This is a genomic window from Ferrimonas sp. (genome assembly GCF_048263965.1).
GTDB lineage: Bacteria > Pseudomonadota > Gammaproteobacteria > Enterobacterales > Shewanellaceae > Ferrimonas.
In genome coordinates this window covers 29,387-49,813 of record NZ_JBLXDO010000026.1, presented here as the reverse complement: position 1 = coordinate 49,813, position 20,427 = coordinate 29,387, and the positions used below count along the sequence as shown (strand labels likewise).

Here is a 20,427-nt window from a genome sequence, read left to right as displayed (position 1 = left end):
ACTCGATACAGTAGAAATAAAGGTGTGATCAAAGTCACATTGTCTGTTAGATCTTATAGGGAGTGGCGGCATAGAGCCGCAAAGCACGCGCTAAAGGGAGAGAACAACAATGCGTACACTGATTGCATCCGCGGCCATGATGATGGCATCCATGGCTTCAGCCAGCACCCTGACCCTGCCCACAGGGTTCTACGCCATGGAGGTCAATGGTGCGCCCGCCCAGCAGCAGGGACGAACCCTGGACCTGGGAGAGGGCAAGCAGGTGGTGACCTTGAGGTACATCAACCCCTACATCAGCCACCCCGAGTCCAACGATTTCTACACTTCCAAGCCTCAGTACCTGGTGTTCAATGCCGGTTCTGGGGAGATGCAGCTGGTGCTGGAAGAGCGTCGCCAGTTTGACCCCTACAAGGGGGACTTGAAGTTCCACATTCAGGCCAATGGTCGCAAGGTGGCCATGAAACGCTACAGTGGCCACTCAGCCATTGCAGCCGCCCTGGCGGACTAGTTCCACCCGTAACATCTGTCTTCAACCGCACGAAAAATTCGGGGAGCCATCGGCTCCCCTTTTTTGATGCTGGATTCTCTGCGTCAACAGCCAACTCAGATTGACCGAGGCGGTGTTACTCCAGATACCAGTACCCCAGATTGATGAACTCCAGCAGGGTGGCGCTGTCCTCCTTGTCCGACAACAGGGGGCTCAGAGTGCCAGAACCCAGGCGAGCCTGTTCCCGCAACGGCAGTGCCAGAGCCTGGGTGTTCAGTAGCCAGTGGTGGCCATCCAGATAGAGGCTGCCGGGGCGATCTCCCTCCAGGTGCACCACCTTGAGGCCTCCAATGCGCACAATCTCTACCCCCTGGTCGAGGGCATCAATGAGCTGAGGCAACTCCAGGGGTGTTTGGGGAGGCAGGGGATCCAGTTCAAACCGGTTCTGGCTGAGCAGGGTACCCAGCATGGGGCGCAGGGTGGTGGGGTCGGAGATCAACTTGGCCATCAGGCTTAGCAGCCCCTGCTGATGGTCGGCGCTGATAAGAGAGGCCTGTCTGGGCTCGGAGTCAGAGGTGAACCGCTGCTGGCCCTGGTTGGTGTCCTGAAGCTGGTCGGCCAATTGGCACAGCAGCTCCTGCTGACTGGGGGCACGAAACCCCACCGAGTAGGAGAGGGAGGGAGTCAGGGTCTGGCCGCAGTGGGGGTAGCCCGGCGGAATGTAGAGCAGATCCCCCGGGGCCATCTCCACGTCCAACAGTGGCTCAAAATCCTCCACCAGCGCCAGGGCGCCGCTGCCCTTTCTGGGTTTGTGCTCACCCCGGTCGCCCACTTGCCAGCGGCGCTGCCCCTGGCCCTGGATGATAAATACGTCGTAGTTGTCGATGTGGGGACCCACCCCGCCACCGGGTGCGGCGAAGGAGGCCATCAGATCATCGAAACGCCAGTCCGGCAGGAAGCGGAAACAGGCGGCCAGCTCGCTGGCGGCGGGCTCCAGGTGATTGACCGCCTGCACCAGCAGTTGCCAGCCGCAATCGCCCAGTGGTTCAAAGTCGGTGACCGGACCCGACTCGCTGCGCCACTGGCCCTCCTGTTGGATCACCAGTCGGCTGCTGACCGACTCCTCGGTGGCCAGCCCCGCCAGCTCATCGGGCTCAATGGGGTCCAGGAAGTCCGCAAACGCGCCTTTGATAAACAGGGGCTTCTTCTGCCAGTGGTGGCGCAGAAACTCCTGAGTGTCGAGGTTGAGGTGGTACATGGCGCTCCTTGTCGATATTTCCACGTCCTCTGGGACCCCGGATTATATCCATTACCTAGCCCTTAGGCGACGGGATACGGAAGAACAGGGCGTAGAGCACCGGCACCATGATCAGGGTAAGCAGGGTCGCGAAGGAGAGCCCGCCCACCAGCACCACAGACATGGAGCGGAAGAAGGCGTCGAAAAACAGCGGTAGCACCCCAAGCACCGTGGTCAATGCGCCCATCATCACCGGCCGCACCCGACTGGCGGAGGCGTCGATGACCGCCTGGTAGGGAGGCTTGCCTTCGCTGATCTCCAGATCGATCTGGTCCACCAGGACGATGGCATTTTTGATCAGCAGGCCGGAGAGGGAGAGCAGGCCCAGGATCCCCATAAACTCCATGGGGGTGGCAGTGGTCAGCAGGCCCGCCACCACCCCAATCAGCGCCAGGGGCACCACCAGCCAGATGATCACCGGCTGGCGGACGGTACCGAACAGCACGAATACGATCACCACCATAAACATCACCCCCAGGGGGATCACCGACGCCAGATCCTCCTGGGATTCGCTGGAGTCGCCATACTCCCCGTCCCACTCCAGGGTATAGCCGTTGGGCAGGGGAATCGCTTCTATCTTGGCCTTGATGCGCCCCAGCAGATCCGACGCCAGCTCACCGGGGAGGGGATCGCTCTGGGCCTTGATGGTCCACAGCCTGTCCTCCCGCTTTATCTGGCCATCTCGCCAGGTGGTGCGAAACCCCTCCACCACCTGAGTGATGGGTACACTCTGGCCGGTGGAGGCGCTCAGCACCTGGATGTTCTGAATCCCCTCTATCCCCACCCGCTCCAGGGCGGGGGCCCGGGCAAAGATGGGGATAAGGTCGTCAAACTCCCGGAAGGTGCCTATCTGACGGCCGGAGAAGTTGGTCAGCAGGGCCATGGCCAGATCCTCCCGGTTGATGCCGGCCCGCCGGGCCTCGGACTCCGAGTAGAGGGGCTCGATGACGCTGACCGGCTGACGCCAGTCATTCTTGATGGCAATGGCACCGCCGTCGGCAATCATGATCGCCTTGGCCTGGTCCGCCAGTTGCCGCAGTACCGCCCGATCCGGCCCCTTGAAGGTGGCCTCGATCTTGGAGCCTCCTCCGGGACCGAGGACGAAGCGCCACACCTTGGCCTGGGCGTTGGGAAAGCTCTGGTCGATGAAGTTCTGAACCAGGGGGATCAGGGTATCGTTGCGCCGGTAATCATCCAGGCGCACCAGCAACTGGCCGTAGGCGCTGTTTTCCGATTCCGGGGCGTACACCAGCATGTAGCGCAGGCCTCCGGCCCCTATGGTGGCATTGACCGACTCAACCCCCTCCTGCTCCAGGATAAAGGCTTCAACGGCGGTCAGGTCCTTATAGGTGCGCTCGATATCGCTGCCCTGGGGCAGCCAGTAGTCCACCACCATCTGCGGGGTGGTGGAGGCGGGGAAGAAACCATCCTTGACGAACTGGAAGCCCCAGGCGGAGAGGAGGAACAGGCCAAAGATACCGAGCACCAGCAAGCCGCGCAGTCTCAGCGACAGCTCCAGGGTGGCCTTGTAGCTGCGGATAAAGCCGCTCTCCTGGGATTGGTGCTCCTGGGGTTGCTGCTCTTTGAACAGCCAGTAGCAGAACAGCGGGGTCAGGGTCAGGGCAAACACCCAGCTGTAGAGCAGAGAGATGAGGATCACCCAGAACAGGTGGCCGGTGTACTCGGCGGTGTCACCGGGGGCAAAGCCAATGGGGGCGAAGGCGATGATCCCCACCAGGGTGCCGCCCAGCAGCGGCCACTGGGTCTGGGTGACGATGTTTTTGGCGATCTCCAGTTTTTTGATGCCCCGCTGCATCCCCACCAGAATCCCCTCGGTGACCACGATGGCGTTGTCCACCATCATCCCCAGGGCGATGATCAGGGCCCCCAGGGAGATGCGGTGCATGGGGATGCCTCCGATGTGCATGGTGGCCAGGGTGGCGGCGATGGTGAGCAGTAAAATGGCGCCGATCACCGCGGCGGATTTCAGCCCCATAAACAGCAGCAGGGTTACCACTACGATCGCCAGGGCGATAAGCACATTGGCTACAAATCCCTGTACCGAGGCCTCCACCTCCTGGCCCTGATGATAGAACTGATTCACCTCCATGCCCCAGGGGCGACGGCTTTCGGCGTCCGCCAGTTTGGCGTCTATCGCCTTGCCGACCTTGACGATGTTACTGCCCTGGACCGCAGAGATCCCCATGGCCACCGCCGGTTGGCTGTTGAAGCGGTAGCTGTGATCCCTGGGGGTTTGGTAGCCACGCCAGACATTGGCGATGTCCTTGAGGTAGACCACCTGGCCGTCCGAGGTGGAGGAGACCTGCAGGTTACGAATGGATTCCACCGAGTCGATGTTGCCACTGGGGTAGATGATCACCCGTTTGTCGCCGATCTTCACATCACCGGCGCTGCTGACGGTGTTCTGGCTCTCCAGGGTAGCGTAGATGTTGTTGATGTTCAGCCCCAGGGCGGTAGCGTGGGCCCGGGAGATCTCCACATAGATCCCTTCGCTGCGCTCCCCACCCAGGGTCACCTTGGCCACATCCTCCACCTGCAGCAGCTCGCTCTGCAACTGCTTGGCGTAGCGGCGCAGCTCCGCATCGGAAAACCCCTGGCCGGTGATCAGGTAGTAGAGGCCATAGACGTCGCCAAAGTCGTCCACCACCACAGACTCGTACGTCCCCGGGGGCAGGTCGCTCTGGGCGTCCCTCACCTTGTTCCTCAGCTTGGTCCACACCAACTGCAGGGCATCCTTGGTCTTGGAAAACTCATACTTGATGTTGACCTTGATCTCCGACACCCCATCGGAGGAGGTGGACTCCAGAAAATCCACCTCCTGCATCTCCTGAATCGCCTGCTCCAGAGGGTCGGTGACCTCTTCGGCTACCTCCTCCGGGCTGGCGCCGGGGTAGAGGGTAATGACCGGGGCTTCCCGAATGGTGAAGTCCGGGTCTTCCAGCCGGGGCATCTCCTGGTAGGCGTTCCAGCCCCCCATGCACACCAGGATGATCAGGATGACGCTGAACACCTTGTTGCGGATGCTGAACTCTGCCAGGTTCATTCCTGCCATGGTTTCACCTCCATCCCCTCGGACAGGTAGGTGCCGCCGGCAGCCACTATGGTGTCGCCGATGACCAGACCCTCATTCACCGGCACCAGGTCGCCCACCCCCTCCGCCACCAGGATATCCCGGCGGCTGACAGTGTTGCTCTGCTGCTGATAGAGCCACACATAGGTTTGTTGCCCCTGTTGCTGCACTGCGTCCAGGGGGATGGCCAGGGTGGCGCTGTCGGCCCCGGGCGGCGTGGCTTCCACCGTGGCCAGCATGCCGGGGAGAATCAGCTTGTCCTCGGGCGGGGTGAATAACCAGGTGACCGGGTAGGTCTGGGAGCTGGGATCGGCAATCAGGCCGATCTCCTTGAACCGGGCGGTGAAACGTCGGCTGGGATCGGCGTTGATGTACACCTCGACCGTGGGGGGCTCGGCATTCTGAATCAGCCTGGAGGGGACATTGAAATTGACTTCCAGCTCCTGGGTGTCAATCAGCTTGGCCACCAGCTCACCGGCGGCGATGTTCTGCAGGTTGATCACCGGCACCTGGGCGATGATGCCGGAGAAGGGGGCGTGCAGGACGCTGTCATCCAGGGCTTTCTGGGCGATCCCCAGATTGGCCTTGGCGATGTCCCGGGCGGAGAGCTGCTTGGTGAGATCACTCTGGGAGATCAGCCCCTTGGAGGCCACCTGCTCCAGTCGCCGGTACTCCCGCTCGGCGTTATCATACTCCGCCTGGGCCGAGGCCAGTTTATTGAGGAAGTCCCTCTGGTCCAGCTTGGCCAGCAACTCCCCCTCCTGGACCTGCTGAGCTTCGATAATATTCAGCTCCTTGAGCAGGCCACTGACCTGGAAACTCAGGTCGGCGTCCCTGGAGGCGTCCACCACGGCGGGAAATTCATAGATCTGGTTGCGCTGGGCGTCGGAGATGGTGAATAGCTTCACCGGCCTGACTGCAGCGGCGCGTTGTTGTTCCGGTTCCGGGGAGCAGGCGATCAGCAGCGGCAGGCTGAGCAGCAGGGGTTTCAGGGAGTTCATCGGGGTCTCCGTCGGTGAAAGCTCAGTGTTTAGCCTAGACGAAGATGTTGAATGATAGAGGAAAGAAAAACGCCACCTTAGCGGTGGCGTTTTCACGAAGCGATGGGGTTACAGCTCTTCGAGGAAGCGCTGGGCACGGCCGGTGTAGTTGGCCGGAGTCAGCTGCTTGAGCTCTGCCTTCACCTCGTCGGGCAGGGCCAGGCCGTCGATAAACTCAGCCATCATCTGCTGGTTGACCCGCTTGCCCCGGGTCAGCTCCTTGAGCTTCTCATAGGGTTTTTCGATGCCGTAGCGGCGCATCACGGTTTGGATGGGCTCCGCCAACAGTTCCCAGTTGCTGTCCAGTTCGGCCAGCAGGCTGGCCTCGTTGACCTCCAGCTTGCTGATCCCCTTCAGGGTGGCCTGGTAGGCGATCAGGCTGTAGCCGGCGCCCACACCCAGATTGCGCAGCACGGTGGAGTCGGTCAGGTCACGCTGCCAGCGGGAGACTGGCAGTTTGGCCGCCAGGTGCTGGAACAGGGCGTTGGCCAGGCCCAGATTGCCTTCGGAGTTTTCGAAGTCGATGGGGTTGACCTTATGGGGCATGGTGGAGGAGCCAATCTCGCCAGCCACTGTCTTCTGTTTGAAGTGGCCCAGGGCGATGTAGCCCCACACGTCCCGGTCGAAGTCGATGAGAATGGTGTTGAACCGGGCGATGGCGTCGAACAGCTCGGCGATGTAATCGTGAGGTTCAATCTGGGTGGTCCAGGGGTTCCAGGTCAGGCCCAGGCCGGTCACAAAGCGTTCGGCCATCTGGTGCCAGTCTGCATCCGGGTAGGCGGACAGGTGGGCGTTGTAGTTGCCTACGGCGCCGTTGATCTTGCCCAGGATCTCTACCGCAGCGATCTGCTTCACCTGGCGTTCCAGGCGGATGGCAACGTTGGCCATCTCCTTGCCCATGGTGGTGGGGCTGGCGGGCTGGCCATGGGTACGGGCCATCATGGGGATGGCGGCGTAGCGCTGGGCCAGATCCTTGATGGCGTCGACCAGTTGCTGACAGTAGGGCAGGATCACCTGATCACGGGCTTCGGTCAGCATCAGGCCGTGGGAGAGGTTGTTGATGTCTTCACTGGTGCAGGCGAAGTGAACAAACTCGTTGATGGCGTGCAGCTCGGCGTTGTCTGCGATGCGCTCCTTGATGAAGTACTCCACCGCCTTCACGTCGTGGTTGGTGGTGCGCTCAATCTCCTTCACCCGGGCGGCGTCGGCTTCGCTGAAGTTGGCCACGATGCCATCGAGCACGGTCAGTGCCTCTTCGGAGAAGCAGGGAACTTCGTTGATCTCAGGGCAGGCAGCCAGCATCTTCAGCCAGCTGATCTCAACCTGAACCCGGTACTTGACCAGACCGAACTCACTGAAGATGGAACGAAGAGGGGATGTTTTGCTTCCATAGCGGCCGTCAACCGGAGAGATGGCAGTGAGGCTGGAAAGCTCCATTTAGGACTCCTTGGGTACAAAGACAGAGGTTGTGACCCGGGCTCGTGCCAGGGTTCGTTATAGTTGCGGGCAATTCTACCAAAGGCCTGCCCGAGTTTGGAGAGTCAATGCGCTCCAAAAAAAGATGCGCCCGTGGGGCGCATCCTATGGATTATCGCAAGGCCTGCATTGCCGCCTTGACCATGGCGCCCCGTGAGAACATCAGCTGGCGGCGTTTGCCACCCAACTGGCGCCACAGAACCGCCGCCCGAACGGCGCCCAGCAGCAGGGCACGGATGCGGGCCTGGTTGCTGCTCTGTTGCAGCTGCTCCGGGTTGCCGACCACCTGGATCTTGGCCCCCAGCGGGCTGATCACGTCGCTGTAGATGGAAGCCATGTTGGCCAGCACCTGGGGATCGGTCAGCTCGAAGTGGTGCAGCTGGCGCTTCACCTGGTTAATACGCTCACCCAGCATCCCCAGGGCAGAGGAGCTCTTGGCCAGTTTGCGCTCCAGGGCCAGGATGCCGACGATGTAACGAGTCAGATCCACATCCTTGCGGTTGCCATCGCCGATCTGGTCCACCAGGGTACGGAAGCCGGCATTGAGCTGATGGCGGTCGTAGACCTCCTCCACGCTGTCCGGGTTGGTGATCATCACCGCGCCCAGGGAGTGGCTCATCGCCTCCTCATCGACCCGCCCGTAGCGAGCCAGTTGCTGCACCTGCCATACCGCCTGACAAAGGGCAGCGAAGGCCAGGGTGCGCGCTTGCAGGTTATCTTGCATCTTAAATTCCGTTAGCGAATGACAGCGTCGATGATGCCGCCTCCCAGGCAGACCTCACCATCATAGAATACGGCGGACTGGCCCGGGGTGACCGAGGAGACCTGCTCATCGAACATCACTTCCAAGTCACCATTATCCAATACCTTGAGGCTACAGGGAATATCCTGTTGGCGATAGCGGGTTTTTACCGTTATCCGGCTGCCATCGGCCGGACCCTTGCGGTCCACCCAGTGCAGCTGATTGGCCACCAGGCCTTTGGAGTAGAGCCTTGGGTGGTCGGCCCCCTGGGCCACCAGCAGGACGTTGCGCTCCAGATCCTTGTCTACCACGTACCAGGGATCATCACCTGAGTTCTTCAGGCCGCCGATCCCCAGTCCTTTACGCTGGCCCAGGGTGTGGTACATCAGCCCCTGGTGAGTACCGATCACCTCGCCGTCCACGGTCTCAATGTCGCCGGGCTGAGCGGGCAGGTACTTGGAGAGGAAATCGGTGAACTTGCGCTCGCCGATAAAGCAGATGCCGGTGCTGTCCTTCTTGGAGGCGGTAACCAGATCCTGCTCTTCGGCGATACGGCGCACCTCTGGTTTCTCCAGCTCACCCACGGGGAACAGGGTCTGGCCCACGTGTTCGCTGCCCAGGGTATAGAGGAAGTAGCTCTGGTCCTTGTTGCCATCCAGGCCTCTGAGCATCTGGAAGTTGCCGTCCTCGGTTTCGCGGCGGCGCACATAGTGCCCGGTGGCGATGTAGTCGGCGCCCAGGGCTTCGGCAGCGAACTCCAGGAAGGCTTTAAACTTGATCTCTTTGTTGCACATGATGTCCGGGTTGGGGGTGCGCCCCGCCTTGTACTCCTCCAGGAAGTACTCGAACACGTTGTCCCAGTATTCGGCAGCAAAGTTGACACTGTGCAGTTCGATGCCAAGTTTGTCGCACACCGCCTGAGCGTCCGCCAGATCCTGCGCTGCGGCGCAATACTCTTCGGTGTCATCCTCCTCCCAGTTCTTCATGAAGAGGCCCTCTACCTGATAGCCCTGCTGCATCAGCAGATAGGCGGAGACAGAGGAGTCGACGCCGCCGGACATACCGACGATCACCTTTTTTGAGCTGTTATCTGACATAGACAAGCGAATTCCGGTTAGTGGTGTGGCTCAACAAAAAACGGCGCCCGCAAAGCGGGCGGGGCAGAATTTTATCACGAAATGGCCATATGGGGTTAGTGTCGACCCCCTTCAAGGGGGCAGGCGGAGAAACTTCCAAATAATTGGAACTAATTTTCCAGCTGCCGGTATTCTCCGCTGGCCAGTCCGTCCAGGGTCCAGTTGCCCATGCGATAGCGAATCAGCCTCAGGGTCGGGTGGCCGATATGGGCGGTCATGCGACGAACCTGACGGTTGCGCCCCTCGATGATGGTGATCGCCAGCCAGCTGGTGGGGATGGACTTGCGCTCGCGAATGGGCGGGTTGCGCGGCCACAGCCCTTGTGGCTCCGCAATGCGTTCCACCTTGGCGGGCAGGGTAGGGCCATCGTTGAGCGTCACTCCGTCGCGCAGTTGCGCCAGCGCGTCGTCACTGGGTTCCCCCTCGACCTGGACCCAGTAGGTCTTACTGGTCTTCTTGCCCGGCTGGGTCAGCCTGGCCTGAAGCTTGCCGTCGTTGGTGAGCACCAGCAATCCTTCACTGTCCCTGTCCAGGCGACCGGCGGCGTACACCCCGGAAACGGGAATGAAATCCTTGAGGGTGGCGCGATTCTGATCGTCGGTGAACTGGGTCAGCACATCAAAGGGCTTGTTGAACAGCAGCACCTTTCTCGGACCCTGAGGGGGGCGAGGGCGAGGGCGATTTGCCGATGCCGGACGGCGTGTGGTTCTTTGGGGTCTTCTCTTTTGCATCCCTGTAGTTTACCCAGCTTGATACCGAGGGACTAGGGTATGTCGGTGCCGGGTGGGTAATTTTGTACTGCTCGATGAACCAATAAGCGGTTTAGGGTCGCTTTTGCAGTGATTTTAGGTAGATACTCCGGCGGCTGCCAACATCTCACCGATGAAAAAACAACCCCTAGACCAAGGTTCAATGGTATGACCCTTATGATGAAGTCATACTCTATGGCGCTAAGTGGTGGCCGTTTCTAATCTGTGCAGTCTGGTATATGATGACGGCGAAATGTGACAAAGCTCATGATTCGGTCGGAAGGGCCGGCCCCCCCTACATGCGCAAGGAAAAAGGAGAATTACATGGAGTCTAAGATTGTCGTTCCAGCTGCTGGTGAGAAGATTACCGTTGCCGACAGCGGTGCGCTGAACGTCCCCAACGAACCCATTATTCCGTACATCGAAGGTGATGGCATCGGCGTGGATGTGACCCCCCCTATGCGTAAGGTTCTGGACGCTGCGGTAGAGAAAGCCTACGGCGGACAGAAGAAGATTCACTGGATGGAGATCTACTGCGGTGAGAAATCCACCCAGGTCTACGGTGCCGACACCTGGCTGCCAGAAGAGACTCTGGAGGCGGTGAAGGATTACGCCGTTGCCATCAAGGGCCCTCTGACCACTCCGGTGGGCGGTGGCATCCGTTCTCTGAACGTGGCCCTGCGTCAGGAGTTGGACCTGTATGTGTGCCTGCGTCCTGTGCGCTACTACCAGGGCACCCCCAGCCCGCTGAAGAACCCCGAACTGACCGACATGGTGATCTTCCGTGAGAACAGTGAAGACATCTACGCCGGCGTCGAGTGGCAGGCGGGCACCGCCGAAGCGGACAAGGTGATCAAGTTCCTGACCGAAGAGATGGGCGCCACCAAGATCCGTTTCGAGGAGAACTGCGGCATCGGCATCAAGCCCATCTCCAAAGAGGGTACCGAACGTCTGGTGCGTGCTGCCATCCAGTACGCCATCGACAACGACCGCGACTCTGTCACCCTGGTACACAAGGGCAACATCATGAAGTTCACCGAAGGGGCCTTCAAGGACTTCGGTTATGAACTGGCTCAGCGTGAGTTCGGTGCCGAACTGCTGGACGGTGGCCCGTGGTGCAAGATGACCAACCCCAGCACTGGCAAGGAGATCATCATCAAGGATGTGATCGCCGATGCCTTCCTGCAACAGATCCTGCTGCGTCCCGCCGAGTACGATGTGATTGCCACCATGAACCTCAACGGTGACTACATCTCCGACGCCCTGGCGGCCCAGGTTGGTGGTATCGGCATCGCCCCCGGTGCCAACATCGGTGACGGCGTGGCCCTGTTTGAAGCCACCCACGGTACCGCACCCAAGTATGCGGGCCAGGATAAGGTCAACCCGGGTTCCCTGATCCTCTCCGGTGAGATGATGCTGCGTCACCTGGGCTGGCTGGAAGCCGCCGACCTGGTGGTCAAGGGCATGGAAGGTGCCATCGCCGCCAAGACCGTGACCTACGACTTCGACCGCCTGATGGAGGACGCCACCCTGCTGAGCTGCTCCGAGTTTGGTGATGCGGTGATCGATAATATGTAAGAGCCTGTGTAGCCATTGGCTTGCGGCAATAAAAAAAGCAGACCATCCGGTCTGCTTTTTTTAATTCAGATTCCGCCTTACTTGGCGGGAGTGATGTTGGAGGCGTGCATCCCCTTGGGACCCTCTTCCATCTCAAACTCCACGTGTTGGCCGGCCTTTAGCGTCCGATACCCTTCCATCTGGATGGTGGAGTAGTGGGCAAACACATCTTCACCTCCAGTCTCAGGGCAGATAAATCCGAATCCTTTGGCGTTGTTAAACCACTTCACTGTTCCGTTAGCCATACCTCGACTTCCTTCCATTAGTCTTGAATCGTCTTGTAATCGTCTGGCTTCGCCCATATAACTGGTAGTGAGGGCGAAACGTAGCGGCCAACTATTGATGTTGACTCCCTATCTATTAACAAATGAGCAACATGGCCGTCAAGCCTTAAATGAATCACAATCTTCAACAAACCCCTATGGAATGACTAAGCTTTTACAATGAGCAGAGAGACCCTACCAGACTTGGTTGTTGAGAGAGAATCTCAAGAACAGGCTGTGGAGCCACCGCCTCAGTACAAGGTGATACTGAATAATGATGACTACACACCCATGGACTTTGTGGTTGAAGTACTGCAGAAATTTTTTGCCAAGCCCGTCGAGGAAGCGACGGAGATCATGTTGACAATCCACCATCAGGGAAAGGGTATTTGTGGGTTGTTCACCCTGGACATCGCCGAAACTAAGGCGATGCAGGTAAACCGGTACGCTCGTGAACACGGTCATCCTCTGTTGTGCTCAACAGAGCGCGTGTAACCAGCATGTCCAACGTAACTCAGGGGAACTCCATATGCTGAACAAAGACCTCGAACTGACCTTGAACACGGCGTTCCAGCGGGCCAAAAACAGCCGCCACGAGTTCATGACTGTTGAGCACCTGCTGCTCGCCCTGCTGGACAACCCGGCCGCCAAAGAGGCCCTGGAGGCCTGTGGCGCGAAACTCGTGACCCTGCGACAGGAGATCGAGGGCTTCATTGAACAGACCACGCCGTTGATCCCTGCCGATGATGAGGAGCGGGAGACCCAGCCGACTCTGGGGTTCCAGCGGGTGCTGCAACGGGCCGTTTTTCACGTACAGAGCAGCGGACGCAACGAGGTGTCCGGTGCCAATGTGCTGGTGGCCATCTTCAGTGAGCAGGAGTCCCAGGCGGTCTACCTGCTGCGCAAATCCGACGTCACCCGCCTGGATGTGGTCAATTTCATCGCCCACGGGGTGGTGAAGGGCGGCGAGGATATGGACGCCGGTGGTGGTGATAGCCAGGAAGAGGTGCAGAGCGAAGAGTCTGCCGAGGGCAATGAGAAGCTCGAGAACTTCGCCACCAATCTGAACGAGCAGGCCAAAGCCGGCCTGATTGATCCGCTGATTGGCCGCGACAACGAACTGGAGCGCGCCATCCAGGTTCTGTGTCGCCGCCGCAAGAACAACCCGCTGCTGGTGGGTGAAGCCGGGGTAGGTAAAACTGCCATCGCCGAAGGCCTGGCCTATCGCATCGTCAATGAGCAGGTACCCGAGGTGATGGCCGAGGCCATCATCTTCAGCCTGGATATGGGCTCGCTGCTGGCGGGCACCAAGTACCGGGGCGATTTTGAGAAACGCTTCAAGTCGGTACTGCGCCAGTTGCAGCGCCGTAAGAACGCCATCCTCTTCATCGATGAGATCCACACCATCATCGGTGCAGGCGCGGCCAGCGGCGGCATGATGGATGCGTCCAACCTGCTGAAGCCCTTGCTCTCAAGCGGTAAGCTGCGCTGCATCGGTTCCACCACCTACCAGGAGTTCCAGGGGATCTTCGAGAAGGATCGCGCCCTGGCCCGCCGCTTCCAGAAGATTGATGTGGTGGAACCCAGCGTCGAGGACACCATCCGCATCCTGCAGGGCCTGAAGGAGCGTTATGAGCAGCATCATGCGGTGCGCTATACCCAGTCGGCCCTGACCGCGGCGGCGGAGCTCTCCTCCAAGCACATCAACGAACGTCACCTGCCTGACAAGGCGATCGACGTGATTGATGAGGCGGGGGCCCGCATGGCGCTGTTGCCCCCTTCGAAGCGTAAGAAGACGGTCTCTGTCAACGACGTTGAGGCGATCATCGCCAAGATGGCACGGATCCCGGAGAAGTCGGTGTCTGCGTCCGACAAGGATCTGCTGGCCAATCTGGACCGAAACCTGAAGATGGTGGTCTTCGGTCAGGACCCGGCCATCGATGCCCTGACCGCCTCCATCCGTCTCTCCCGCTCAGGCCTGGGCAATGAGGATAAGCCCGTGGGCAGCTTCCTGTTGGCCGGTCCTACCGGGGTGGGTAAGACAGAGGTCACCAACCAACTGGCCAGGTTGATGGGGATTGAGCTGATTCGCTTCGATATGTCCGAGTACATGGAGCGTCACAGTGTCTCCCGTCTGGTGGGTGCCCCTCCGGGCTATGTGGGCTATGACCAGGGTGGTCTGCTCACCGATGCGGTGCTCAAGCATCCCCACTCCGTGGTGCTGCTGGATGAGATCGAGAAGGCCCACCCGGACGTGTACAACCTGCTGCTGCAGGTGATGGACCACGGTACCCTGACCGACAACAACGGACGCAAGGCGGACTTCCGCAATGTGATCCTGGTGATGACCACCAACGCCGGTGTTCAGGAGACCATTCGTAAGTCCATCGGCTTCCGTCAACAAGACCACAGCCTGGATGCCATGAGCGAGATCAACCGGGTGTTTACCCCAGAGTTCCGCAACCGTCTCGACTCCATCATCTGGTTCAACCATCTGGATATGCAGGTGATCGCCAAGGTGGTGGACAAGTTTCTGGTGGAGCTGCAGGCGCAGTTGGACGCCAAGAGCGTCACCCTGCAGGTGGACGAGGATGCGCGGGTATGGATGGCCGAGAAGGGCTACGACGAGAACATGGGCGCTCGCCCCATGGGGCGTCTGGTTCAGGAGCAGCTCAAGAAGCCGCTGGCCAATGAGATCCTGTTCGGTCGCCTCCAGGGCGGTGGTGAGGTGCAGGTGACCGTGGAGTCGGATGAACTGACCTTCCACTATGCCCCGGAAGAGGTGGCGGAAGCCTGACGCCAAGTCCAATAAACAAAAAGCCCAGCGTTTGCTGGGCTTTTTTGAATCCGGCGTCGGCCGCAGAGGCGGCCTCGCAACAGGAATTAACGAGAACGGAAGACGATGCGGCCCTTGCTCAGGTCGTAGGGAGTCAGAGCTACAGTCACGGTATCGCCAGTGAGGATACGGATGTAGTTCTTGCGCATCTTGCCAGAGATGTGGGCGGTCACGACGTGGCCGTTTTCCAGTTCAACACGGAACATGGTGTTGGGGAGGGTCTCCAGGATGGTGCCCTGCATCTCAATACTGTCTTCTTTTGCCATTAAGTGGTTATCCTGTTACGAAACAAAAATCGGGCGTATCATGCCGTAATTTACGGCTAGTGTAAAGTTGGCTTAGGCCAGGGTGTGCCAGCCGCCTGTTGTCAGGGTCTGATAGGGGCGATACTGGGTTTTATAGGCCATCTTCCGGCACTCCTCGATCTGGTAGCCCAGATAGAGAAAATGCTTACCCTCACTCTTGGCGTACTCCAACTGTTTAAGTATACCGCACACCCCCAAGGAGCGCTTATCCAACTCGGGCTCGAAGAAGGTGTAAACCGCAGACAGCGCCTGACTGAGGCGGTCGGTGACCGCCACCAGCACCAGCTTGCCGTCGAGCCGCCCCTCCAGGTATCTCTGTTCCAGCCAGTCGCAGGGGAGGAAGCGATTGAACTGCTCATCTGTGGGAGGATACATGGGGCCGTCGCTGTGACGTCCGCGAATGTATCTGTGATACAGGGCCCGGTGCTCATCGGTGGGCTGGCTGGCCACCCGCCAGGTCAGATCCCGGTTTCTGGCCAGTACCCGCTTTTGAGAGCGACTGGGGGCAAACTCTTTGACCAAGACCCGAACCGGCTCACAGGAGCGGCATTCCGGACAGTGGGGCCGATAGACATCGCTGCCGCTGCGCCTGAATCCCAGGCTCATCAATCCTTCGAAGTGGCCCGGGTTCATTTTGCTCTGCACAATCAGCAGTTGCTCTTTTTTCTCAGGCCGGTAGCTGCACTCGAAGGGTTGGCTCAGCCCCAGGGGCAACCGGCTCACCTCAGACATCCAGATTGATCTCCTGTGGTTGCCAGCGAACCGAATCCATCCGCTGATCCCGGCAGCCTGACAGAAGCTGCAGAAAGGCTTCTCGCGAGAGGCTTTCACTGCCCAGGTTGGCCAGGTGCTCATTGGGCACCTGAGCGTCAATCCAGTGGATGTTGCACGACTTCAGGTGTTGGTTCAGGGCCCAGAAGGCGGCCTTGGAGGCATCACTTTGACGATGGAACATCGATTCACCGCAGAACAGCCCGCCCACCAGCACACCATAGAGGCCGCCCACCAGGGTGCCGTTGTGCCATACCTCCACCGAGTGGGCCTGGCCCAGACGGTGAAGCTCAAGGTAGCCGGCGCGCATTTGAGGCGAGATCCAGGTGCCCTCCTGCTTGGATCTGGGGGAGGCGCAGCCGTCGATGACGCCGGCGAAATGATGATTCAGGGTCAGTCGCCACCCCATGCGACGCACCGACCGCTTCAGGCTGCGCGACGGCCTGTGATTGGCCACCTGAAACACCGCCCTGGGGTCCGGGGACCACCAGAGAATGGGCTCATCCGGGTTGAACCAGGGGAAGATTCCCCTACGGTAGGCCTGCATCAACCGCTCCGGGGAGAGGTCGCCACCTATGGCCAGCAGGCCGTTGGGTTCGGCCAGTGCCTCCTCCGGGGTGGGGAACCAGTGATGTTCATTATTGAGGTAGCGGACAACCTTGACCATAACGCGTACTATAGAACCTGTGTCTTATTAAAGTTAGCGAAAAAACCATGCAGGTGATACGAGGATTGTTGGTGCTGATGCTTCTCGGCACCTCCCTGGCCCATGCCCAGGTCTATAACCGCAACCAGGCGGTGCCGGTGCAGAAGGTGGATTATGCCACAGTGGAATCGGTACGCCAGGTGGAACAACAAGAGCTTATCGAAGATCGCAATCGGGGTTGGAAGACCTTTGGCGGCGCCCTTATCGGCGGTCTGATCGGTAACCAGTTTGGGGACGGCTCCGGGCGGGATGTGGCCACCGTGGTGGGTGCCTTACTGGGGGCCAATATGGCCCACAACCGCAATCCCGGCTATCAGGTTCGTCAGGTACGCCTGGTGGAACTGATTGTGGTGACCGAGGAGGGGGAGCGCCTCATGGTCCTGCAGGACAGGGATCCGGCGATGCTGTTTGCCCCTGGGGATGAGGTGAGGCTGGTGTTCCTCTCCAATGACAATGTTCGTGTCGACAAGGCGATGTAGCACCGCATGCCTTCCCTGAGCAACAAGGGCGCCTCGAGGCGCCCCTGTTGTTTATTGGCTGGGGAGAATTCGTCCCTGTTCCATCTGAACTACCCGATCCATCCTTTCCAGGCCGGCACTCTTGTGGGTGACATAGAGGACGGTGCGTTGGCCCTGCAGCAGCCCATCCAGTACCCGGCGCTCGGTGTCATCGTCCAGGCCCTCAGTGGGTTCATCCATCAGCAGCACAGATCCTGGGTGAAGCAGGGCCCGGGCCAGGCCGATGCGACGGGCTTCACCGCCGGAGAGCTGTCGGCCTCCCTCTCCCAGCCAGAGTGCCAGCCCCTCCCTCTCCAGCAGACCCTTGAGGCCCACGGCATCCAGAGCCTCTTCCAGCTCCGCATCACAGGCTGTGGGCCTGGCCAGCAGCAGGTTTTCCTTCAGGGTGCCACTGAACACGTGGACGCGCTGCTCCACCAGACGGACCTGTTGCCTCAGTGAGGCTTCGTTGAGCTCATGCCAGGGGGTTGAGCCCAGGGTCAGGCTGCCTGAGTCCGGCTGCCACTCCCGGCTCAGCAGGCTCAGCAGGGAAGATTTGCCGCAGCCGGTCTTACCCACCAGGGCGACCTTTTCGCCGGTGGCCAGAGTCAGGCTGACCTGTTGCAGGGCAGCAACGGGGCTGCCGGGGTAGGCAAAGCTGACGTCACTCAAATGTATCGGCGCGTTTTGCCAGCTGGCCCGGCCAAAGGTGAGCGATGAGCGCTGCTCCAGTACCGGCCTGAGTCGCCCGGCGGCATTGATGGTGTGACTCAGGTGCTGGAAGGCACCGGCCACGGGCACCAAAGCCTCGAAGCTGGCCAGGGTCACAAAGGCGACCAGGGCCAGCAGCGGTCCGGGTGGGGTGAGGCTGCCAATCTGGTCAGCGGCCAGGTAGAGCATCAATACCAGTGCCCAGCCATTGAGCAGCTGCAGCAGGGCCTGAGAGGCGGCGGTGATCCGGGTCAGCTGGCGCTGGGATTGCAGCAGCCCAGACTCGGCATCGCGGATCTGGCTCCGTTGGGCCGGTGTGCCGCCGTAGACCGACAGTTCGGTCTGGGCGGCGATAAAGTCCACCAGCTGCTGACGCAGGGCGCGGGTGCTTTCCCCCAGCTGCCGCCCTGGGCCTCGACCCAGACGGTAGAAGAGCAGGGGCAGGATCACCAGCAGGCTCAGCAGAATGGCGACCAGCAGCGCCGCCAGATTGGGGTCAAACAGGGCCACCAGGGCGCCCACGGCGGCGATGGCAACCACGGCCGCCACCAGGGGGGAGATCAGCCTCAGGTAGAGGTGATCCAGGGTGTCCACATCCGTCACCATGCGATTCAGCAGATCGCCGTCGCGCAGATCGCCTCTGTCTCCCGGGGTCAGAGGCGCCAGGGCTCGGAAGAAGCGGTCGCGCAGGTCGGTGAGCAGACGGAAGGTGGCATCATGGCTGACCACCCGTTCCGCCCAGCGAGCCGCGGTACGCAGGATGGAGAGGCCGCGGACCCCGCCACTGGGGTACATGTAGTTGAACTGGCCCCGGGTCGCCACCACCAGGCCAGCGCTGGCGGAAGCCGCCAGGAACCACCCCGACAGGGAGAGCAGGCCGATGCTGGCACACAGGGTGATAATGGCCAGCAGAATACCCAGGCTCATCATCCGCCAATGGGGGCGGAACAGGCTCAGGAAGGGTTTAAGATCATTCATCGACGGCCTCCCTGGGCAGAATCTCCAATACCTGGTCCAGCTCCTCCAGCGCCTGACGGCGGTGGCTGACCAGGATTACACTCTTCTGTTGCCAGTGATGTCTCAGGCCGTCCATCACCAGAGTTTCACTCTTGTTGTCCAGACTGGCGGTGGGTTCATCCAGCAGCAGCAGTGGCGCATCCTTGAGCAGGGCCCGCGCCAGGGCCAGCCTCTGCGCCTGTCCTACCGACAGGCCGCTGTTGCGGTCCCCGACTCTGTGCGCCAGTCCGCCAGGGAACAGGGCCAGGGCCTCATCCAGGTGGGAGAGGGCACAGGCCTGGGTCAGTTGTGTGTCGGTGACCTGGGGATTGCCCAGCAGCAGGTTGTCCCGGACACTGCCGTGTACCAGGGCAGGGTTCTGGCCCAGCCAGCTGTAGTGGCTCATCCAGTGGTCTCGCGCCAGGTCTCGCACCTCGGTGCCATTGACCTTGAGGCTGCCCTGGTAGGGCATCAGGCCCATGAGGGCCTTGAGTATGGAGCTCTTGCCAGCACCGGAGGGGCCCACCAGGCCGAGCTTCTGCCCGGGTGTCAGGCTGAAGCTGACCGGAAGGGTCAGTGGGGTGCCATCAGGGGCGGTCACCACCAGCCGGTCCGCCTCCAGGGCGATAAGATCAGCCTGATTCAGGGTGTTCTCTCCCGATGCCTGCGGTTCTGGTTGCTCCAGGAAGGCGACGATGGACTCGGCGGCGCCCAAGGCCTGGGCCTTGGCGTGATAGAAGGCCCCAAGGTCTCGCAAAGGTTGATAGAACTCGGGCGCCAGCAGCAGCACCAGGAAGCCGGTAAACAGGGTGATGCCGGCGCCATAGTGGCCGAAGTCCAGGTGACCCAGATAGCTGAAACCGAAGTAGACGGCGATCAGGGCGATGGAGATGGCGGCAAAGAACTCCAGCACCGCCGAGGAGAGGAAGGCCATGCGCAGCACCTCCATGGTGCGCTCACGGAACTCTTCTGAGGCTTGGTTCAGGGAGCGGGCCTGGGCGTCGACGGCGGCAAACTGGCGTATGGTGCTGATGCCGCGAAGCCGGTCGAGGAAGGTGCCGGAGAGGCGGGCCAGGGCCTGGAAGTTGCGCTTGTTGGCGTCGGCGGCGCCCATGCCGATGATCGCCATAAAGAGAATGGTCAGCGGGGCGGTGCCCAGCAGGATAAGACCGGCAATCCAGTTGATGGGGAACAGCAGCACCAGGATCATCAGGGGGATCATGCCCGCCAGCATCATCTGCGGCAGGTATTTGGCGAAGAAGTCCTGCATCTGCTCGGTCTGCTCAAGCAGCATGGTGGTCCAGGCTCCCTGAGCACGTTGAGCCGTATAGGCAGGGCCCAGTCGGTCCATCTTATCCAGGATGGCGCTGCGGGTATTCTGACGAACCAGGGCGCCGATGTTGAAGCTGAAGCGTTCACGTCCGGCCAGAGCCAGGGACTTGAGGGCGATGAGTGCCGCCAGCATCAGGAACTGCTGGGTCAGCTGCTCTTTGGCCACGTCGAGGATAATGAGTTGGTGCAGCAGGTCGGCCAGGATCCACGCCTGGCCGATGATCGCCAGACCGGCGAGCAGGCCGCACCCCAGGGTGAGCATCAGCCACAGGCGGGCCGGCTTGGCAGCGCCGCGGAGCCAGGTGGTCAGGTGGCGCTGAAGGGCTTTATCCATAACAACTGTCTTTCAAAGGCGAAAAGGGGGAGTCTGCGCTC

The 20,427-nt window shown here is 60.5% G+C and carries 18 protein-coding genes; 5 read left to right on the top strand and 13 right to left on the bottom strand.

Annotated elements, in window-relative coordinates:
- Positions 1-109: 109 nt before the first annotated feature.
- Positions 110-508, top strand: coding sequence for a DUF2057 family protein (locus ACN0RV_RS17625; RefSeq protein ID WP_417349678.1), 399 nt, complete (start codon positions 110-112; stop codon positions 506-508).
- A 115-nt stretch (positions 509-623) separates the two neighbouring features.
- Here the strand turns inward: ACN0RV_RS17625 and ACN0RV_RS17620 are convergent, their stop codons facing one another.
- The 7 genes from ACN0RV_RS17620 to rluE form a co-directional block, all read right to left on the bottom strand.
- Complete coding sequence (locus ACN0RV_RS17620; RefSeq protein ID WP_417349676.1) at positions 624-1,745, bottom strand: JmjC domain-containing protein; 1,122 nt, start codon at positions 1,743-1,745, stop codon at positions 624-626.
- Between the two features lie 55 nt (positions 1,746-1,800).
- Positions 1,801-4,857, bottom strand: coding sequence for an efflux RND transporter permease subunit (locus ACN0RV_RS17615; RefSeq protein ID WP_417349674.1), 3,057 nt, complete (start codon positions 4,855-4,857; stop codon positions 1,801-1,803).
- Positions 4,845-5,876, bottom strand: coding sequence for an efflux RND transporter periplasmic adaptor subunit (locus tag ACN0RV_RS17610; RefSeq protein ID WP_417349672.1), 1,032 nt, complete (start codon positions 5,874-5,876; stop codon positions 4,845-4,847). Before ACN0RV_RS17610 ends, ACN0RV_RS17615 begins: the two co-directional genes overlap by 13 nt.
- Before the next feature lie 108 nt (positions 5,877-5,984).
- A complete protein-coding gene (gene purB / locus ACN0RV_RS17605) occupies positions 5,985-7,352 on the bottom strand; it encodes an adenylosuccinate lyase (protein ID WP_417349670.1) in 1,368 nt (455 codons plus the stop codon).
- 151 nt (positions 7,353-7,503) lie between these two features.
- Positions 7,504-8,115 carry a high frequency lysogenization protein HflD gene (gene hflD / locus ACN0RV_RS17600; protein ID WP_417349668.1) on the bottom strand — a complete coding sequence of 204 codons (612 nt, stop codon included), beginning with the start codon at positions 8,113-8,115 and terminating at the stop codon, positions 7,504-7,506.
- A gap of 11 nt (positions 8,116-8,126) precedes the next feature.
- Positions 8,127-9,230, bottom strand: coding sequence for a tRNA 2-thiouridine(34) synthase MnmA (gene mnmA, locus ACN0RV_RS17595; RefSeq protein WP_417349666.1), 1,104 nt, complete (start codon positions 9,228-9,230; stop codon positions 8,127-8,129).
- A gap of 149 nt (positions 9,231-9,379) precedes the next feature.
- Positions 9,380-10,000 (bottom strand): 23S rRNA pseudouridine(2457) synthase RluE, encoded by a 621-nt coding sequence (gene rluE / locus ACN0RV_RS17590; protein ID WP_417349664.1) that lies wholly within the window; start codon positions 9,998-10,000, stop codon positions 9,380-9,382.
- A 342-nt stretch (positions 10,001-10,342) separates the two neighbouring features.
- On the opposite strand from rluE, the gene icd reads away from it, so the two are divergent.
- A complete protein-coding gene (icd, locus tag ACN0RV_RS17585; protein WP_417349662.1) occupies positions 10,343-11,596 on the top strand; it encodes an NADP-dependent isocitrate dehydrogenase in 1,254 nt (417 codons plus the stop codon).
- A 77-nt stretch (positions 11,597-11,673) separates the two neighbouring features.
- Here the strand turns inward: icd and cspD are convergent, their stop codons facing one another.
- Complete coding sequence (gene cspD, locus ACN0RV_RS17580) at positions 11,674-11,880, bottom strand: cold shock domain-containing protein CspD (protein WP_417349650.1); 207 nt, start codon at positions 11,878-11,880, stop codon at positions 11,674-11,676.
- Between the two features lie 198 nt (positions 11,881-12,078).
- Between cspD and clpS the strand changes: the two genes are divergently transcribed.
- Positions 12,079-12,393: an ATP-dependent Clp protease adapter ClpS gene (gene clpS / locus ACN0RV_RS17575; RefSeq protein WP_417349647.1), complete on the top strand. Its 315-nt coding sequence runs from the start codon at positions 12,079-12,081 to the stop codon at positions 12,391-12,393.
- A gap of 34 nt (positions 12,394-12,427) precedes the next feature.
- Positions 12,428-14,695 (top strand): ATP-dependent Clp protease ATP-binding subunit ClpA, encoded by a 2,268-nt coding sequence (clpA, locus tag ACN0RV_RS17570; RefSeq protein WP_417349645.1) that lies wholly within the window; start codon positions 12,428-12,430, stop codon positions 14,693-14,695.
- 86 nt (positions 14,696-14,781) lie between these two features.
- On the opposite strand, the gene infA is transcribed toward clpA, so the two are convergent.
- From infA to aat, 3 genes are all read right to left on the bottom strand, one after another.
- Positions 14,782-15,000, bottom strand: coding sequence for a translation initiation factor IF-1 (gene infA, locus ACN0RV_RS17565; RefSeq protein WP_028108260.1), 219 nt, complete (start codon positions 14,998-15,000; stop codon positions 14,782-14,784).
- Positions 15,001-15,072: 72 nt separating this feature from the next.
- Positions 15,073-15,771, bottom strand: a complete 699-nt coding sequence (locus tag ACN0RV_RS17560; protein ID WP_417349642.1) for an arginyltransferase — start codon at positions 15,769-15,771, stop codon at positions 15,073-15,075.
- Positions 15,764-16,477 (bottom strand): leucyl/phenylalanyl-tRNA--protein transferase, encoded by a 714-nt coding sequence (gene aat, locus ACN0RV_RS17555; protein ID WP_417349640.1) that lies wholly within the window; start codon positions 16,475-16,477, stop codon positions 15,764-15,766. Before aat ends, ACN0RV_RS17560 begins: the two co-directional genes overlap by 8 nt.
- A 56-nt stretch (positions 16,478-16,533) precedes the next feature.
- Between aat and ACN0RV_RS17550 the strand changes: the two genes are divergently transcribed.
- Positions 16,534-16,995, top strand: coding sequence for a glycine zipper 2TM domain-containing protein (locus ACN0RV_RS17550; protein WP_028108263.1), 462 nt, complete (start codon positions 16,534-16,536; stop codon positions 16,993-16,995).
- Between the two features lie 51 nt (positions 16,996-17,046).
- On the opposite strand, the gene cydC is transcribed toward ACN0RV_RS17550, so the two are convergent.
- Together cydC and cydD are read right to left on the bottom strand one after the other, a co-directional pair.
- Positions 17,047-18,702 carry a heme ABC transporter ATP-binding protein/permease CydC gene (cydC, locus tag ACN0RV_RS17545; RefSeq protein WP_417349638.1) on the bottom strand — a complete coding sequence of 552 codons (1,656 nt, stop codon included), beginning with the start codon at positions 18,700-18,702 and terminating at the stop codon, positions 17,047-17,049.
- On the bottom strand, positions 18,695-20,386 hold the full coding sequence (cydD, locus tag ACN0RV_RS17540; RefSeq protein ID WP_417349636.1) for a heme ABC transporter permease/ATP-binding protein CydD: 1,692 nt from the start codon (positions 20,384-20,386) through the stop codon (positions 18,695-18,697). Before cydD ends, cydC begins: the two co-directional genes overlap by 8 nt.
- Positions 20,387-20,427 lie beyond the last annotated feature (41 nt).

Coding starts and splice junctions, on each gene's coding strand:
- ACN0RV_RS17625 (WP_417349678.1), top strand. CDS start 110: ATGCGTACACTGATTGCATCCGCGGCCATGATGATGGCATCCATGGCT.
- ACN0RV_RS17620 (WP_417349676.1), bottom strand. CDS start 1,745: ATGTACCACCTCAACCTCGACACTCAGGAGTTTCTGCGCCACCACTGG.
- ACN0RV_RS17615 (WP_417349674.1), bottom strand. CDS start 4,857: ATGGCAGGAATGAACCTGGCAGAGTTCAGCATCCGCAACAAGGTGTTC.
- ACN0RV_RS17610 (WP_417349672.1), bottom strand. CDS start 5,876: ATGAACTCCCTGAAACCCCTGCTGCTCAGCCTGCCGCTGCTGATCGCC.
- purB (WP_417349670.1), bottom strand. CDS start 7,352: ATGGAGCTTTCCAGCCTCACTGCCATCTCTCCGGTTGACGGCCGCTAT.
- hflD (WP_417349668.1), bottom strand. CDS start 8,115: ATGCAAGATAACCTGCAAGCGCGCACCCTGGCCTTCGCTGCCCTTTGT.
- mnmA (WP_417349666.1), bottom strand. CDS start 9,230: ATGTCAGATAACAGCTCAAAAAAGGTGATCGTCGGTATGTCCGGCGGC.
- rluE (WP_417349664.1), bottom strand. CDS start 10,000: ATGCAAAAGAGAAGACCCCAAAGAACCACACGCCGTCCGGCATCGGCA.
- icd (WP_417349662.1), top strand. CDS start 10,343: ATGGAGTCTAAGATTGTCGTTCCAGCTGCTGGTGAGAAGATTACCGTT.
- cspD (WP_417349650.1), bottom strand. CDS start 11,880: ATGGCTAACGGAACAGTGAAGTGGTTTAACAACGCCAAAGGATTCGGA.
- clpS (WP_417349647.1), top strand. CDS start 12,079: ATGAGCAGAGAGACCCTACCAGACTTGGTTGTTGAGAGAGAATCTCAA.
- clpA (WP_417349645.1), top strand. CDS start 12,428: ATGCTGAACAAAGACCTCGAACTGACCTTGAACACGGCGTTCCAGCGG.
- infA (WP_028108260.1), bottom strand. CDS start 15,000: ATGGCAAAAGAAGACAGTATTGAGATGCAGGGCACCATCCTGGAGACC.
- ACN0RV_RS17560 (WP_417349642.1), bottom strand. CDS start 15,771: ATGTCTGAGGTGAGCCGGTTGCCCCTGGGGCTGAGCCAACCCTTCGAG.
- aat (WP_417349640.1), bottom strand. CDS start 16,477: ATGGTCAAGGTTGTCCGCTACCTCAATAATGAACATCACTGGTTCCCC.
- cydC (WP_417349638.1), bottom strand. CDS start 18,702: ATGAATGATCTTAAACCCTTCCTGAGCCTGTTCCGCCCCCATTGGCGG.
- cydD (WP_417349636.1), bottom strand. CDS start 20,386: ATGGATAAAGCCCTTCAGCGCCACCTGACCACCTGGCTCCGCGGCGCT.